At 72.3% G+C, this 15,066-nt stretch carries 16 protein-coding genes and 1 tRNA gene; 14 read left to right on the forward strand and 3 right to left on the reverse strand.

What is annotated here, in order from left to right; all coding sequences use genetic code 11:
- Nucleotides 1-183: 183 nt before the first annotated feature.
- From ACZ6ZT_RS20255 to ACZ6ZT_RS20265, 3 genes are all read right to left on the reverse strand, one after another.
- On the reverse strand, nucleotides 184-1,158 hold the full coding sequence (locus tag ACZ6ZT_RS20255) for a DUF5926 family protein (protein WP_469720889.1): 975 nt from the start codon (nucleotides 1,156-1,158) through the stop codon (nucleotides 184-186).
- A gap of 209 nt (nucleotides 1,159-1,367) precedes the next feature.
- A complete protein-coding gene (locus ACZ6ZT_RS20260; RefSeq protein ID WP_469720890.1) occupies nucleotides 1,368-1,970 on the reverse strand; it encodes an ATP-binding protein in 603 nt (200 codons plus the stop codon).
- 84 nt (nucleotides 1,971-2,054) lie between these two features.
- On the reverse strand, nucleotides 2,055-2,855 hold the full coding sequence (locus ACZ6ZT_RS20265) for a glycerophosphodiester phosphodiesterase (protein ID WP_469720891.1): 801 nt from the start codon (nucleotides 2,853-2,855) through the stop codon (nucleotides 2,055-2,057).
- Nucleotides 2,856-3,119: 264 nt separating this feature from the next.
- Between ACZ6ZT_RS20265 and ACZ6ZT_RS20270 the strand changes: the two genes are divergently transcribed.
- From ACZ6ZT_RS20270 to ACZ6ZT_RS20335, 14 genes are all read left to right on the forward strand, one after another.
- Nucleotides 3,120-4,694 (forward strand): S1C family serine protease, encoded by a 1,575-nt coding sequence (locus ACZ6ZT_RS20270; protein ID WP_469720893.1) that lies wholly within the window; start codon nucleotides 3,120-3,122, stop codon nucleotides 4,692-4,694.
- Between the two features lie 82 nt (nucleotides 4,695-4,776).
- The gene (locus ACZ6ZT_RS20275; RefSeq protein ID WP_469720895.1) at nucleotides 4,777-5,682 is read left to right on the forward strand and encodes a LysR family transcriptional regulator; all 906 of its coding nucleotides are present in this window, start codon (nucleotides 4,777-4,779) and stop codon (nucleotides 5,680-5,682) included.
- A 123-nt stretch (nucleotides 5,683-5,805) separates the two neighbouring features.
- Nucleotides 5,806-6,363 carry a cysteine dioxygenase family protein gene (locus tag ACZ6ZT_RS20280; protein WP_469720897.1) on the forward strand — a complete coding sequence of 186 codons (558 nt, stop codon included), beginning with the start codon at nucleotides 5,806-5,808 and terminating at the stop codon, nucleotides 6,361-6,363.
- Complete coding sequence (locus ACZ6ZT_RS20285) at nucleotides 6,363-7,421, forward strand: YeiH family protein (protein WP_469720898.1); 1,059 nt, start codon at nucleotides 6,363-6,365, stop codon at nucleotides 7,419-7,421. Before ACZ6ZT_RS20280 ends, ACZ6ZT_RS20285 begins: the two co-directional genes overlap by 1 nt.
- A gap of 19 nt (nucleotides 7,422-7,440) precedes the next feature.
- On the forward strand, nucleotides 7,441-7,617 hold the full coding sequence (locus ACZ6ZT_RS20290; RefSeq protein ID WP_469720900.1) for a hypothetical protein: 177 nt from the start codon (nucleotides 7,441-7,443) through the stop codon (nucleotides 7,615-7,617).
- 45 nt (nucleotides 7,618-7,662) lie between these two features.
- Nucleotides 7,663-7,749: transfer RNA gene (locus ACZ6ZT_RS20295), tRNA-Ser, on the forward strand.
- 209 nt (nucleotides 7,750-7,958) lie between these two features.
- The gene (locus ACZ6ZT_RS20300; RefSeq protein ID WP_469720902.1) at nucleotides 7,959-8,366 is read left to right on the forward strand and encodes a DUF6344 domain-containing protein; all 408 of its coding nucleotides are present in this window, start codon (nucleotides 7,959-7,961) and stop codon (nucleotides 8,364-8,366) included.
- Nucleotides 8,367-8,952: 586 nt separating this feature from the next.
- Nucleotides 8,953-9,264, forward strand: a complete 312-nt coding sequence (locus ACZ6ZT_RS20305; RefSeq protein ID WP_469720904.1) for a hypothetical protein — start codon at nucleotides 8,953-8,955, stop codon at nucleotides 9,262-9,264.
- 186 nt (nucleotides 9,265-9,450) lie between these two features.
- Nucleotides 9,451-10,602 (forward strand): acyl-CoA dehydrogenase family protein, encoded by a 1,152-nt coding sequence (locus ACZ6ZT_RS20310; RefSeq protein WP_469720905.1) that lies wholly within the window; start codon nucleotides 9,451-9,453, stop codon nucleotides 10,600-10,602.
- Nucleotides 10,599-11,612 carry a bifunctional MaoC family dehydratase N-terminal/OB-fold nucleic acid binding domain-containing protein gene (locus ACZ6ZT_RS20315; RefSeq protein ID WP_469720906.1) on the forward strand — a complete coding sequence of 338 codons (1,014 nt, stop codon included), beginning with the start codon at nucleotides 10,599-10,601 and terminating at the stop codon, nucleotides 11,610-11,612. Before ACZ6ZT_RS20310 ends, ACZ6ZT_RS20315 begins: the two co-directional genes overlap by 4 nt.
- 1 nt (nucleotide 11,613) lies before the next feature.
- Nucleotides 11,614-12,681, forward strand: a complete 1,068-nt coding sequence (locus ACZ6ZT_RS20320; protein WP_469720908.1) for an acyl-CoA dehydrogenase family protein — start codon at nucleotides 11,614-11,616, stop codon at nucleotides 12,679-12,681.
- On the forward strand, nucleotides 12,678-13,109 hold the full coding sequence (locus ACZ6ZT_RS20325; protein WP_469720909.1) for a MaoC family dehydratase: 432 nt from the start codon (nucleotides 12,678-12,680) through the stop codon (nucleotides 13,107-13,109). The genes ACZ6ZT_RS20320 and ACZ6ZT_RS20325 overlap by 4 nt, the downstream gene beginning before the upstream one ends.
- The gene (locus tag ACZ6ZT_RS20330; RefSeq protein WP_469720910.1) at nucleotides 13,106-14,272 is read left to right on the forward strand and encodes a lipid-transfer protein; all 1,167 of its coding nucleotides are present in this window, start codon (nucleotides 13,106-13,108) and stop codon (nucleotides 14,270-14,272) included. The genes ACZ6ZT_RS20325 and ACZ6ZT_RS20330 overlap by 4 nt, the downstream gene beginning before the upstream one ends.
- A gap of 134 nt (nucleotides 14,273-14,406) precedes the next feature.
- On the forward strand, nucleotides 14,407-14,940 hold the full coding sequence (locus ACZ6ZT_RS20335; RefSeq protein WP_469720911.1) for a SigE family RNA polymerase sigma factor: 534 nt from the start codon (nucleotides 14,407-14,409) through the stop codon (nucleotides 14,938-14,940).
- The last annotated feature ends 126 nt before the right edge of the window (nucleotides 14,941-15,066 follow it).

Below are 15,066 nucleotides of genomic sequence, written 5' to 3' on the forward strand. Positions count from 1 at the left end.
GTACCGCCTGAAATGGAAGGGCCCGGTCGCTGGCGACGGGGGATGCACCAGCGACCGGGCTACAAGAACCGTAACAAGAGATCGCCTGTTCGCAAATTCGATCTCTGATATTCAGACAGCGATTTGCAGGCGATTAGCGGGAGTTGTGACTCCGGTCACCGCTCCCGCGGGCCCTGTGGGGCGTCAGCTGAGCGTCACCTGACGGTTGGTGAGACCGCCGCGCGCCCGGCGCTCCTCCGTGGTCAGGGGGGTGTCCGTGGCCAGGGCCGCGGCCAGCCGCTCCGCGAACGCGGCGGCGGGCTTCTCCACGTCCTCCGCGCCGACCCCGGTGGGCAGGTCCCAGACCGGGACGACCAGGCCGTGGGCGCGGAAGGAGCCGACGAGCTTCGTGCCCTCGCCGAGCGAGGAGGTGCCGGCGGCGTGCAGCCGCGCGAGGGCGTCGAGCAGCTTCTCCTCGGAGTGCGGCATGACCCAGCGCAGGTGGTTCTTGTCCGGGGTCTCGCACCAATAGGCGGCGTCCACGGAGGTCAGCTTCACGGTCGGGATGGCGGCCGCGTTGGCGCGCTCCAGGGAGGCGGCGATCTCCGGGGAGGCGGCGCCGGCGTCCTCCGTTTCCGGAATCCAGAATTCGAAGCCGCTGTGCACAACCGGCTCGAAAACGCCGTCGAGGTCCAGGAGATCCTGAAGTCGGCTGCCTTCGGCCGGAACGCGCCGTGCCGGAACCGGAGTGCCCGGCTCCGCAACCAGCGCGCGCTCCAGGGTGTCGGCCATGTCGCGGGACAGGTCCCCGGTGGTCGAGTCGTTCTGCAGGCCGAGCAGGACGGAGCCGTCCTCGCGGCGCAGGGCCGGCCACGCCATGGGCAGTACGGTCACCAGCGTGACGGACGGGACGCCCTCGGGCAGGCCGCCCTTGAGGGTCAGCGGGATGGTGGCCGCGGGGACCAGCTCGCGCAGCGCCACCCAGTCGCACTCACCCGGCAGTCCCTCGAACGGGCGCCGCACGTGCTCGGTGACGGCGTGCGAGGCGGCCGCGCCGTGGCAGGCCTTGTAGCGGCGACCGGAACCGCACGGGCAGGGCTCGCGGGCGCCCACCACCGGGATCTCCCCGTTGTTGGTCTGCGGCTTCGCGGTCTTCGCGGCGGGGCGCTTCTTGGCCATCGTGGGTGTCTCCCGGTTGCGGCGGTACGGCGGTTTCTCTGGTCGCGAGCCTAGCCGTTCGTACCGCCGGAACCGGTGGGGTGCGGCCCGTGGGTGCCGCCGGGGAGACGGCCGGGAGCGCGGTCGGCGTGCGCTCCCGGAGGCCACCCCCGCGTTCCGCCCCCGCGTTCCGCCCCGCGCGTCTGCGATCCGCGCGTCTGCGATCCGCTTCACGGCTCCAGGTCGTCGAAGGCCGCCGCGAAGTCGATCGCCGGCGCAGTGACGCGCGTAGCGAAGTCGTCGTGCCGGGGCCCGCAGGCGACGATCACCCACACGGTGACCTCACCCGCCGCTCCGTCCCGGACGCCCCAGTCCTGGGCCAGGGCGCTGATGATGTTCAGTCCCCGGCCGCCGTGCGCGGTGACCGAGGGGGTGGAGGGGACCGGGCGGGTCGGGCCGCCGCCGTCCGTGACCTCGACCGTCAGCCGCCCCGCCTTGTCGACGCGCCAGGCGGCGCGTACCTCGCCGTCCCCGACCTCCCGGGCGCCCAGCGGCCGGCCGTGCCGGCAGGCGTTGCTGAGCAGTTCGGAAAGGATCAGTACGGCATCATCCACGACCGCGTCGGACAGCCCGCTGACACGCAACTGTTCGCGCATGCGGTGTCGCGCCTCGCCCACGCCCGCCGGACCATGGGCTATGTCCATGCACGACGACGTGGGCACTTCCTGTGCCATCACCAACGTCACCCCCGGAACCTCCTTAGCCCCACGCCATGATCTGGATGCCCCGCCGACCTGGGCCGGAAACCGCCCTGACGAGGCCCTCTGACGCATTCATGACCAACGGTCGCGGAGCGGATGCGCCGGTGCACACCCTGTCACGCTGGTACGAGTGGGGCCGGTGGGCAAATAGGGACGTCAGCGCCCCAGTTGGGACAGAACCTGGCGCGGCCGGTTGGTGATGATCGCTTCCACACCCAGATCCGCGCAGAGCTGAACGTCTTCGGGTTCGTTCACGGTCCATACGTGGACGGAGTGCCCGGCGGCCTGGAGCTTGCGGATGAAGCCGGGGTGGTTGCGCACGATGCGCATCCCGGGTCCGGCGATGCGCACCCCGGCCGGGAGGCGTCCGTCGCGCATCCGCGGCGAGATGAACTGCATCAGGTAGACGGTCGGGATCGAGGGGGCCGCCGCGCGCACCCGGTGCAGCGAGCGGGCGGAGAAGCTCATCACCCGGACCGGATGTGGCCCCTCCGGGGGCGGGGCGTCGAGACCGAAGCGCTTGAGGAGGAAGAGCAGCCGCTCCTCCACCTGTCCGGCCCAACGGGTCGGGTGCTTCGTCTCGATCGCGAGCTGGACGGGGCGGCCGGCGTCGGACACCAGTTCCAGCAGCCGCTCCAGGGTGAGTACGGCGGTGCGCTCGGGGTCGGAGTCCCAGTCGGGGGACTCCTCGCGGTCCTTCCATGAGCCGAAGTCGAGCGCGGCGAGCTCGGACAGCTCAAGGGCGGAGACGGCGCCGCGGCCGTTCGAGGTGCGGTTCACCCGGCGGTCGTGGACCAGGACCAGATGGCCGTCGGCCGTCAGCCGGACATCGCATTCGAGGCCGTCGGCACCGTCCTCGATGGCCTTGCGGTAGGCGGCCAGGGTGTGCTCGGGGGCATCCTCCGAGGCGCCGCGGTGGGCGACGACCTGGATGGGGCGCGGCAGTGCGTGGGTCACCCGGTCATGGTGCCACTGCCATGCCGTCGCGCGTCGGGGTGAGTCCTGGAGATGCGCCCGATATGTCGGAGATAAAGGATGGGGGATGACGCACAGGTCCGGCTTACAGTGCTCTGACGGGTCATGGGAAAGGCTTCGCCCTGGAACTTGTGCGGCACGTCGAACGTTCAGTCGGACCGATGCCGGGCCGGTTCAGGGCCGGCATCACCCGATTCCCGTGGCCTTGAAGGCCGTGTAGCCGTGTGTGACTGAGGAGAGAGCGCTGTGAGCACCGAGAACGAGGGCACCGCGGCCCCGACGCCCCCCGCGGCCCCGTCCGCACCCCCTGTGCCGGTGGCCGCCTCCGCCCCCGAGCAGCCTTTGGCCCAGCCGCCCGCCGCGCCGCCCGCGCCGACGGCCCCTCCGGCGGCCCCTTCGGCAGCCCCGGCCGCCGCGCCCGGTGCCGAGCAGACCCAGCAGCTTCCGCCGACCCCGGCCGGGCCGCCCGCGTACGGCCAGCCGCACGGCCAGTACCCGGGTCAGCCGCACGACCCGTACCCGGGTCAGCCGCAGCACGACCAGACCGCGGGCTACGGTCAGACCCCGCCCCCAGCCCCGGCGGCGCACGGCGCCGAGGGCTGGCCCCCGCCGCCCCCCGCGGTTCCCGCGTACGAGGAAGGCGGCCATGGCGGTCACGGCGGCTGGGGCACCCCGCTGCACACCGACGGCGCCCCCGCCCCCAAGCCGAAGGGCAAGGGCGGCCTGGTCGCGGCCGTCCTTGCGGCGGCCCTCGTCGCGGGCGGCATCGGCGGCGGCATCGGCTACTGGGCGGCGGAGCGCAGCGACCACGCCTCGGGCTCGACCACCATCACCGCCAGCACCCCGAAGGACATCAAGCGGGATCCCGGCTCCGTCGCGGGGCTCGCCGCGGCCGCGCTGCCCAGCGTCGTCACCATCGAGGCCTCCGCCGGCGACGGCGAGGGCGGCACCGGCACCGGCTTCGTCTACGACGAGCAGGGCCACATCCTCACCAACAACCACGTGGTGGCCTCCGCCGCCAACGGCGGCAAGCTCTCCGCGACCTTCTCCAACGGCAAGAAGTACGACGCCGAGGTGGTCGGCCGCGCCCAGGGCTACGACGTGGCGGTGCTCAAGCTGAAGAACCCGCCCACGGGCCTCAAGCCGCTGGCGCTCGGCGACTCCGACAAGGTCGCCGTCGGCGACTCCACCATCGCGATCGGCGCCCCCTTCGGCCTGTCCAACACGGTCACCACCGGCATCGTCAGCGCCAAGAACCGCCCGGTGGCCTCGGGCGACGGCTCGGGCGGCAAGAACTCGTACATGAGCGCCCTCCAGACGGACGCCTCCATCAACCCCGGTAACTCGGGCGGCCCCCTGCTTGACGGCCGCGGCGCGGTCATCGGCATCAACTCGGCGATCCAGTCCGCCGGCAACGGCGGCTTCGGCGGCGGCCAGGCCGGTTCCATCGGCCTCGGCTTCGCCATCCCGGTCAACCAGGCCAAGAACGTCGCCGAGCAGCTGATCAAGACCGGCAAGCCGGTCTACCCGGTGATCTCGGTCTCCGTGGACCTCCAGGCGAAGACCGACGGCGCCAAGATCTCCGAGCAGGGAGCGGCCGCCAACGAGCTCGTCGACCCGAACGGCCCGGCCGGCAAGGCGGGCCTCAAGCCCGGCGACGTCATCACCGAGTTCGGCGGCCGTCAGGTCGACAGCGGTCCGACCCTGATCAGCCTGATCTGGACGTACAAGCCGGGCGACACGGTGAAGCTGACCTACCTGCGCGACGGCAAGCCGAACACGGTGGACATCACCCTGGGCTCACGCGTCGGCGACAAGTAGCCGCTCAACGCTGGCTTGATGGCAGGGGCCGTGGGCGGGATTCCGCCTACGGCCCCTCCCAATGTCCGCTTATGCTTCGCTGGTGTTCGATTCACGGCACATACGGACATTCCACGAAGTGGTCGCGGCGGGCTCGTACTCCGCGGCCGCTCGCGTCCTCGGCTATACCCAGCCGGCGATCACCCAGCAGATGAAGGCGCTCGAACGGGCCGTCGGCACCCCGCTCTTCACCCGCGTGGGCCGCAAGATGAAGCTCACCGAGGCCGGCGAGTCCCTGGCCCGGCACGCCGAGTCCATCCTCGGCAGCCTCTCCGCCGCCGAGGCCCAGCTCAAGGCGTACACCCGGCTGCGTACCGGGCGGGTCCGGGTCTGCGGATTCCCCAGCGCCAACGTCACCCTCGTCCCGGAGGCCCTGAGCGGGCTGGCCAAGGACCATCCCGGCGTCCAGGTCGAGCTGCTGGAGGGTGAGCCGCCGGAGTCCCTGCGCCGCCTCCAGCGCGGCGAGTGCGACATCACCCTGGCCTTCACCTATCCCGGGCTGCACGAGGAGATACCCGAGGAGGTCGCCGAGGTCAGGCTGCTGGAGGACCAGCTGACCGTGCTGCTGCCGACCGGCCACGCGCTGGCCCGGCGCCGTGCCGTGCACCTGGCCGACCTCGCCGAGGAACGCTGGATCGCGGGCTGCCCGCGCTGCCGGGCGAACCTGCTCCACGAGTGCGCCGAACTGGGCTTCGTCCCCGACATCAGGTTCGCCACCGACGACAACCTGGTCGTCCAGAGCCTCGTCGCGCAGGGGCTGGGCGTCGCCATGATGCCCGCGCTGGTCCTGCCCTCGCTCTCGCTCAACCGGGTCTGCGGACGGGTCCTGCAACCCGCCGCCCGCCGCCACATCGCCGCCTACGTCTACCGCGACCACCTGCGGATCCCCGCGACGGCCGTGGTGCTGGACGAGCTGAAGCGGGTGGCCGCGAACCGGGTCGGCTGCTGAACCCGCGACCAACGCCCACCGCTCCAGACGGCTCCGAGCCCCCCTCGATCCATAAGCGGATCTTGGGAAATCAGGGCAAAACTGTCGTTGGACGTGATGGATCGGGCGACGGACGCTGCTCCCATGACCACCACCACCCAGGCCCGTACGACCGCGAGGATGGCCGCCCTCGTCAGTGAGATCCGCAACGTCGTCGACCGGGGGCTGGCCCCCGACCTGACCGCCTACCTGGTCGGTGAACGGCTCGCCCCCCACCTGGGCACACCCGACCTGCTCGCTCCCGGGCAGCGCGAGGGGAACCCCGACCGGTACCGGCAGCATGTCCTGCACACCGAGCCCGACGGAAGCTTCTCCGTGGTCGCCCTGGTGTGGCTGCCCGGCCAGGAGACCGCCATTCACGACCACGTCTCCTGGTGCGTGGCCGGGGTGCACGAGGGCGCCGAGAGCGAGATCCGCTACCGGCTCGCCCCGGCCATCGCCCCCGGCAGCAGCGCGCGTCTCGTCGCGACCGAGGAAGTGGTCAACGGTCAGGGCGACGTCTGCGGATTCGCCCCGCCCGGCGACATCCACAAGGTCCGCAACTCCTGTCGGACGACCGCGATATCCCTGCACGTGTACGGGGCCGACGTGAGCCGTCTCGGCAGCAGCGTCCGCCGCGTCTACCCGGAACCGACCGGCTGATGGCCCTCCTCCACCGCACCGCCCCGCGGCCGCCCCGGACGCCGCTGCGCGGTGTTTCACGTGAAACATCCGCCGCCTGGCCCGGGCTGGTCCTCGCCGCCGTCGGAACCCTGATCGCCTGGTGCGTCCACCTGCTCGTGCCGGCGGTACCGATGCTGACCGCCTCGGTGGTGCTCGGCATCGCGGCAGCCCACCTTCCAGGTGTACGAGGCACGGTGCGCGGAACCGCCCGCCCGGGCCTGTCGCTGGCCGGTCGGCGCCTGATGCGCATCGGCATCGTCCTGCTGGGCCTCGGTCTGGGGCTGGACCAGGTCGCCCGCCTGGGCTGGGCGACGGTCGCCATGGTGACCGGCGTGGTCGCCGCCACCTTCTTCGGCACCATCTGGCTCGGCCGGCGCCTCGGACTCCCCGGCGACCAGCCCCTGTTGATCGCGACCGGCTACTCGATCTGCGGGGCCTCGGCGATCGGCGCGGTGAGCGAGGTGTCCGGCAGCGACGAGGAGGAGGTGGCCTCATCGGTGGCGCTGGTCACCCTGTGCGGCACCCTCGCCATCGCCGTACTGCCGCTCCTCCAGGGACCCTTGGGGCTCTCCGACCCTGCCTTCGGGCGCTGGGTGGGAGCGAGCGTCCACGACGTCGGGCAGGTGGTGGCGACCGCCCAGACCGCGGGCCCCGGCGCCCTGGGCGAGGCGGTCCTGGTCAAGCTGATGCGGGTCGCGCTGCTCGCCCCACTGGTGGCGGCCGTGGCCTTCTCGATGCGCGCCCGGCGGCGCGGCGCGCGCACCACCTCGGGCCGCAGGCCCGCCCCGGTACCGCTGTTCGTGGCCGGGTTCCTGGCGGCGGCCGCGCTCCGCACCACCGGGATCCTCCCCGACGCGCTGCTGGAGTGGGCGCACACCGCGCAGGGGCTGCTCCTGGCGGCGGCCCTGTTCGGCCTGGGCAGCGCGGTGGACCTACCGACACTGGCCCGGACCGGAGGGCGGGCGGCCCTGCTGGGGCTGGGAGCCTGGGTGATGGTGGCCGGGGTCTCGTACGTCGGCGTCCTGCTCACCGCATGACCGGGCCGTCCCACGGGAGTTGGCCATTTCCTGGCTGGAACCGACCGCACGTCACGGGGTCTCGTTCCAGGACTTCAACGAGGCGACGGGCCTCGGCACCCAGGTCTCGGTGAACAGCTTCCTGCCGCACCGCATGGTCGGCCCCTGCTTCGGCAACGGGGCGAAGGCTGCCTACGACCAGGCCCAAACCTCCTGACCCCCACCACACCCACCCCCACATCCCGGTACTCTGTACCGGCCAGGTGGGTTGCCCGAGCGGCCTAAGGGAACGGTCTTGAAAACCGTCGTGGCAGCGATGTCACCGTGGGTTCAAATCCCACACCCACCGCACGTGAACGGCCCCTGACCGGTATTCCGGTCAGGGGCCGTTCGCATGCCCGCGGGCCTCGAATCCCAGGCCGGATGTCGGCGTTGGTTCATACGAGTGGTGTTTGTCGGAAGAACGGCGCGGGTCGTGGGGGCTCTGCGGTTGCGGCCACATCATGACGAATGTATGCAGATCCGCCCGTCGGAACATCGAGAAATGAGGCGCCCGTCATGACCCACCGCAGCAGCGTCACGTCGATCTGGACCACCGTCCTGGCCGCGCTCGTGGCCCTCCTGGCCGCCCTCGGCTTCGGCGGCAAGGCGGCTCCGGTCGCCGCTTCCGCCTCCGTCGCCACTCCGATGGTCCCCGCCGCGCGGCGGTCGGCTCCGGTGGCGCGCCGGACGTGGCGGGCGATGATGCGGGGCGGTTCGCTCCCGCCGACCATCAAGCAGCGGATCCGTGCGGAGGCTCACGGCAAGGCCCCGTCGGTCCGGCGCGCCGCCACCGCTGCCGATCTCGCCGCCGACTCGGTACGCGGTACGGCTTCCCGTACGGGCGCGGACGTGGAGACGCGTCCCGGTGTCATGAGCGGGCGGAGCAGGGGTGCGGAGCGGCGGCAGCTGGCGCTCGCGGCGTAGTGGCCGGATCTGGAGCAGCGATCGCGGCAGGCAACAGCAGGTACAGCGGGCAGAACCGTCCGGTCGGCGTAGCAGGCCTGGCCGACATGGCGCGCGCGGGATCGTGAACGAGACGCAGCAGACGTACGAGCGCAGGCGCTGGAGCCCGGTCGGTCACGGCCGTGGATCGCGCCGCGGAGTGCCCCGGGGCGCGGGGCACGCGGGAATGACTCCGGCGGGCGCCGGGGGCGTGCAGGGGGCGTGAAGCGGGACAGGCAGGGCCGCAGGACCGGGAGACGGTGGGGTTTCCGGACAACGCGGCCCTCTTCGGCATGTCCGGGACAGGTCGGTTTGAAGGAACGATTCTTCCGTTGCGCGGCAAGGGATTCGCCGGGTGTGAGAGCGCCGGCCTGGAGCGGCACGGGCGCGATTGGGGTTTATCCCTTGTTGGTCATGCTTGCGGGGGAATAGCAGGCTGCGGGGTGGTTCGCCGGGGATTCGGTGGGCAACTCTGGACTCGCGACGTCGTCCCCAACACGGAACGACCGAGGCGGTCGGCCAACTGCCTTGGAGATCACCCGACTTCGGTTTCCTGGAGGAATCACACATGGCAAGCATCCGTACCGCCCGCGTCATCGCCGCCGTCGCCGCGCTCCCCCTCGCCGCGGCCCTGTTCAGCGGGGTCGCCACGGCCGACAACGGCTCCTTCGCGAACGACGGATCGAATGCGAGCGTGGCCAGCCTCATCGGCAGCGGTGTGGGCGGCAGCAACCACGGCAACTCCTCCACCTCACAGCAGGTGGCCACCGGCTCCGGCGCCTCGAACCAGAACAACACCGCGCAGGTCAACGGCTCGGCCTTCACGGCGATCCACCAGGCCAACTCGAACGTCGCGGTGAACTTCCACCCCTGGTGGTAGGCGGCCCCGCACCACGTTGATCGCTGAGGGCGCCCGTACGACCGGACCGGCTGGGGTTCGGTAGTGCGGGCGCCCTCCCGCGTTTGCCGCCCGCCGCTTGCCCGGCCGCCGACCTTGACATCCCGAATGGATCTGACGGACAGTCAGCTCACTCGTCCGATGCCGCGATGCCGGGAGGCCCGTGCCGTGCACCTCGCCCCGTCCGAAGCCCAGTCGAGGCTGCGCGCCGAACTGCGCGAGTACTTTCGGAAGCTGCTGCCGGACGGGGTACCCGAGGACCCGGCCGCCCAGCGCGCCCTGCTACGGCGCGTCGGCGCCGATGGACTGCTCGGCATCGGCTGGCCCACCGAGTACGGGGGCCAAGGACGCGGTCCCGACGAGCAGTTCGTGTTCTTCGACGAGGCCTACCGGGCCGGGGCGCCCGTCTCCATGGTCACCCTCAACACCGTCGGCCCCACCCTCATGAAGTACGGGACGAGCGAGCAGAAGGAGTACTTCCTCCCCCGCATCCTGCGCGGCGAGCTCGTCTTCGCCATCGGCTACTCGGAACCCGAGGCCGGCACCGACCTCGCCTCGCTGCGCACCCGCGCCGTCCGCGACGGCGCGGAATGGGTGATCGACGGGCAGAAGATCTTCACCTCCAACGCCCAGAACGCCGACTGGATCTGGCTCGCCTGCCGTACCGACCCCGAGGCCCCCAAGCACAAGGGCATCTCCATCATCCTGGTGCCCACCGACAGCCCCGGATTCGCCTGGACCCCCATCGACACGGTCGGCGGTCTCACCACCACCGCGACCTACTACGACGGCATCCGCGTCCCCTCCGGCCACCTCGTCGGCCCCGAACACGGCGGCTGGGGGCTGATCACCAACCAGCTCAACCACGAGCGCGTCGCCCTCGCCGCCATCGGCATGCAGGCCGAGGACTTCTACGAGCGCGCGCTCCGCCACGCCCGCACGCCCGACCCCGCCACCGGCGAGCGCCCGGCCGACCGGCCCTGGGTGCGGTCCCGGCTCGCCGAGGCGCACGCCCGGCTGGCCGCCGTACGCCTCCTCAACTGGCGCCTCGTCCAGGACGTGGGCGCGGGCACCCTCGCCCCCGGCGACGCCAGCGGGGTGAAGTTCCTCGGCACCGAGTCCACCGTCGAGGTCTACCGGATCTGCCAGGAGGCGGTCGGCGAGGAGGCCCTCATTCGGGGCCCCGGGGCCTTCGCGGGCGGCGAGCTGGAGCGGATGAACCGGGCCGCCCAGATCAACACCTTCGGCGGCGGGGTCAGCGAGGTCCAGCGCGAGATCGTCGCCATGATGCGGCTCGGCATGAAGGGCAGGAAGCGATGACGACGGCCGGGAACACCGCCGAGGACACCCCCGGGGACACCTCCGAAGGCCCCGCCAAGGACACCGCCGACGAGGACATACGCTTCCACGCCCGGCTCAAGGCCTTCGAGGGACGGCCCGCCGCCACCGCCGGCCGGGCCAAGGACGCGGTCAACGAGCCGATGATCCGCCACTGGTGCGAGGCCATGGGGGACACGAACCCCGCCTACACCGGTCCGGACGCCATCGCCCCGCCCACCATGCTCCAGGCCTGGACGATGGGCGGGCTCTCCGGTCACACCGACCGCTCCTGCGCCTACGACGAACTCCTCGCGCTCCTCGACGGCGCGGGCTGCACCTCCGTCGTCGCCACCGACTGCGAGCAGGAGTACCTGCGCCCGCTGCGCCCCGGCGACACGGTGACCTTCGACGCCGTCATCGAGTCGGTCTCCCCCCGAAAGACGACCAAGCTCGGCACCGGCCACTTCGTGACCACCCGCATGGACGTCCAGGCGGGCGGCCACCTCGCCGGCACGCACCGCTTCCGCATCCTCAAGTACGCCCCTGCGGCCACCGCCACGAGCCCGCGCCCCCGGCCCGAAGCCCAGCATCAGCCCCCAGCCCAGCCCCGCCCCCAGCGCCCCCGTCCCGTCATCAACCGCGACAACCAGGGCTTCTGGGACGGCGTCCGCGAGCACCGGCTGCTGATCCAGCGCTGCACCGCCTGCGCGACCCTGCGCTTCCCCTGGCTCCCCGGCTGCAACGCCTGCGCCTCCCCCGACTGGGACACCGTCGAGGCGAGCGGCGCCGGCACCGTCTTCAGTTACGTCGTCATGCACCATCCGCCCTTCCCCGCCTTCGACCCGCCGTACGCGGTGGTCCTCGTCGAGCTCGCCGAGGGCGTGCGCATGGTCACCAACATCACCGGCGTGCCCTACGACAAGGTGCGCATCGGCCTGCCCGTCCAGCTGGAGTTCCTGCGCGTCGACGACACGCTCGAACTCCCCGTCTTCCGCGGAGAGGCGGGCTGACGTGGATTTCCACCCCACCGAGGAACAGGCCGCGGCGGCCGGTCTGGCCGCCAGGATCTTCCGCGACCTGGCCACCCACGAACGCCTCGCCGCCGCGGGCACCGACAGCGACGCCGAGCTCTGGAAGGCCCTCACCTCCGCCGGACTGATCGCCGCCGTCGAGGAGGTCGGACTCCTCGGCCTGGTCCTGCTGCTGGAGGAACAGGGCCGCACCACCGCGCAGGTCCCGTACGCCGCCACCTGCGCGTACGGCGTCCTGCCGGTCGCCGCCCACGGCAGCCCCGCCCAGCGCGCCGCACTGCTGCCCGCCCTGGGCTCGGGCGAGGCCGTCGCGACCGGCGCCTTCCCGGCCCGCGGCCGCCGGATCACCGCCGCGCCCGACGGCCGCCTGACCGGCACCGCACCCGCCGTGCCCTGGCTGCGCGACGCCACGCACGTCCTCGTCCCGGACGCCGACCGGACGCTGTGGCTCGTACGGACGGACGCGCCCGGCGTGCTCACCGAGCCGGTGGAGACGACCGCCCCGTGGTCGGCCGGCCGGCTGACCCTGACCGGCGCCCCCGCGGACCGGCTGGGGGACGCCGACCGGAGCGACGCCGACGGCGCCCGCCCGTACGACCTCGTACTCGCCGCCGCCCGCACCGCCTTCGCGGGCCTCCAGGCGGGCGTCTGCGCGGGCTCGCTCGACCGCGCCGTGGCGTACACCTCCACCCGCGAGCAGTTCGGCCGGCCGCTCTCCACCAACCAGGGCGTCATGCTGCGCGCGGCCGACGCGTACATGGACACCGAGGCGATCCGGGTCACCGCCTACGAGGCGGCCTGGCGCATCGACCAGGGTCTCGACGCGCGCGAACACGCCCTCACGGCCGCCTGGTGGGCCTCCGAGGCGGGCAAACGGGTCGTCCACACGGGCCAGCACCTGCACGGCGGCATGGGCGCCGACCTGGAGCATCCCGTACACCGGCACTTCCTGTGGGGCCGCCAACTGGACGCCTACCTGGGCTGCGGCAGCGAACTACTGGCCGAGCTCGGCGACACCCTGGCCGGCGCCGAGGAGGAGAACGCATGAACGTCGGCGACGTACTGCCCCCGCTGGAGATACCGGTCACCCGCACCCTGATCGTCGCGGGCGCCATCGCCTCCCGCGACTACCAGGACGTGCACCACGACGCGGAACTCGCCCGCGAGAAGGGCTCCCCGGACATCTTCATGAACATCCTGACCACGAACGGCCTGGTCGGCCGCTACGTCACCGACCGCCTCGGCCCGCGCGCCGTCCTGCGCAAGGTCGCGATCCGCCTCGGCGCCCCGAACTACCCGGGCGACACGATGACCCTCACCGGCACCATCACCGCCCTCGACGGGGACACCGCCGAGATCCGGATCACCGGCGCCAACGGCATCGGCCACCACGTCACGGGCACCGTGACGGTGGCCGGCCTACGGGGCGCACGAGACGTGCCGGGTGTACCGACGGCCCCGGAGGCGGGGGCATGAGCGTCCGGACCCGCGACGGCCTCGGCGGCCGCGCCGCCATCGCCGGAATCGGCGCGACCGAGTTCTCCAAGGACTCCGGCCGCAGCGAGCTCAAGCTCGCCGTCGAGGCGGTCCACGCCGCGCTGGACGATGCCGGGCTCACCCCCGCCGACGTCGACGGCATGGTCACCTTCACGATGGACACCAGTCCCGAGATCACGGTCGCGCAGGCGGCCGGCATCGGAGACCTCTCCTTCTTCTCCCGCATCCACTACGGAGGCGGCGCGGCCTGCGCCACCGTCCAGCAGGCCGCCCTCGCCGTGGCCACGGGGGTGGCCGAGGTGGTGGTCTGCTACCGCGCCTTCAACGAGCGCTCCGGCCGCCGATTCGGCTCCGGGGTCCAGCAGCGCGAGCCCTCGGCGGAGGGCGCGGCTCTCGGCTGGTCCCTGCCCTTCGGCCTGCTGACCCCCGCGTCCTGGGTGGCGATGGCCGCCCAGCGCTACCTGCACGCCTACCAGCTGACCCCCGAGGCCTTCGGCCACGTCGCGGTCACCGGCCGCCGGCACGCGGCGAACAACCCGGCCGCGTACTTCCACGGGAAGCCCATCACCCTCGCCGACCACGCCGCCTCCCGCTGGATCGTGGAGCCGCTGCGGCTGCTGGACTGCTGCCAGGAGACGGACGGCGGCCAGGCCCTCGTCGTCACCACCGCTGAACGGGCCCGGGACCTGCGCCGACGGCCCGCCGTGATCACCGCCGCCGCCCAGGGAGCCGGCCGCCGCCAGGAGGCGATGACCTCGTTCTACCGCGACGGCCTCACCGGGCTCCCGGAGATGGACGTGGTCGCCCGCCAGCTCTGGCGCACCAGCGGGCTTCGGCCCGCGGACATCGACGTCGCCATCCTGTACGACCACTTCTCCCCCTTCGTCCTCATGCAGCTGGAGGAGTTCGGCTTCTGCGGTCCGGGCGAGGGCGCGGACTTCGTCGCCGACGACGCGCTCCCGCTCAACACGCACGGGGGCCAGCTGGGGGAGGCCTACCTGCACGGCATGAACGGCATCGCCGAAGCCGTGCGCCAGCTGCGCGGCACCTCCGTCAACCAGGTCGCGGGCGCCGGACACGTCCTGGTCACCGCCGGGACGGGCGTTCCGACCTCCGGCCTGATCCTGGGGGCCGACACCTGACCGCGGTCCCGGTGCGCTCCCGCCTCCTCCACCTACAGGAGGTGGGGCGCGGGCCGGGCCTACAACCTGAGACGGACCCCGCTTCGGCACCTACGGCCGATCCCAGGGGCGCCGGCCGCTCCTAGCGTGGAGCCATGACCACGCCTGTGTGCACGCTCGCCTCGAACCCGACGCCGTACCCGTCGTTCTCGGCGTACGTACGGACCCGCGGCTCGGTCCTGATGCGCACCGCGCGGTCCTTGACCGCCAACCCCTGCGACGCCGAGGACCTGCTCCAGACGGCCCTCACCAAGACCTACGTCGCCTGGGACCGCATCGAGGACCACCGGGCCCTGGACGGCTACGTCCGGCGGACCCTGGTCAACACCCGGACCTCCCAGTGGCGTAAGCGCAAGGTCGACGAGTACGTCTGCGACGAGCTCCCGGAGAGCGAGGAGACGCCCGGCTCCGACCCCGCCGAGGCCCAGGCGCTGCGCGACGCGATGTGGCGCGCCGTGACCCGGCTCCCCGACCGGCAGCGGGCCATGGTCGTCCTGCGCTATTACGAGGACCTCAGCGAGGCGCAGACCGCCGAACTGCTCGGGGTCTCGGTCGGCACGGTCAAGAGCGCCGTCTCCCGCGCGCTCGGCAAGCTCCGCGAAGACCCGGAGCTCACCCCGGTCCGCTGAGTCCGAGATGTTTCACGTGAAACGGCGTCCGGCCGCCCACGGCGATGTTTCACGTGAAACGGTGACCCGGTCCACCGCGCTGTTTCACGTGAAACGGTGACCGGATCCACAGAGCTCCGCCCCGCC

It is taken from the genome of Streptomyces sp. NPDC102258 (genome assembly GCF_055584685.1).

Bases quoted from the DNA above. Each gene is read 5' to 3' on its own strand.
- ACZ6ZT_RS20280 (WP_469720897.1), top strand. From the start codon at position 5,806: ATGACCACCACCACCCAGGCCCGTACGACCGCGAGGATGGCCGCCCTC.
- ACZ6ZT_RS20285 (WP_469720898.1), top strand. From the start codon at position 6,363: ATGGCCCTCCTCCACCGCACCGCCCCGCGGCCGCCCCGGACGCCGCTG.
- ACZ6ZT_RS20305 (WP_469720904.1), top strand. From the start codon at position 8,953: ATGGCAAGCATCCGTACCGCCCGCGTCATCGCCGCCGTCGCCGCGCTC.
- ACZ6ZT_RS20335 (WP_469720911.1), top strand. From the start codon at position 14,407: ATGACCACGCCTGTGTGCACGCTCGCCTCGAACCCGACGCCGTACCCG.
- ACZ6ZT_RS20255 (WP_469720889.1), bottom strand. From the start codon at position 1,158: ATGGCCAAGAAGCGCCCCGCCGCGAAGACCGCGAAGCCGCAGACCAAC.
- ACZ6ZT_RS20315 (WP_469720906.1), top strand. From the start codon at position 10,599: ATGACGACGGCCGGGAACACCGCCGAGGACACCCCCGGGGACACCTCC.
- ACZ6ZT_RS20260 (WP_469720890.1), bottom strand. From the start codon at position 1,970: ATGCGTCAGAGGGCCTCGTCAGGGCGGTTTCCGGCCCAGGTCGGCGGG.
- ACZ6ZT_RS20325 (WP_469720909.1), top strand. From the start codon at position 12,678: ATGAACGTCGGCGACGTACTGCCCCCGCTGGAGATACCGGTCACCCGC.
- ACZ6ZT_RS20330 (WP_469720910.1), top strand. From the start codon at position 13,106: ATGAGCGTCCGGACCCGCGACGGCCTCGGCGGCCGCGCCGCCATCGCC.
- ACZ6ZT_RS20300 (WP_469720902.1), top strand. From the start codon at position 7,959: ATGACCCACCGCAGCAGCGTCACGTCGATCTGGACCACCGTCCTGGCC.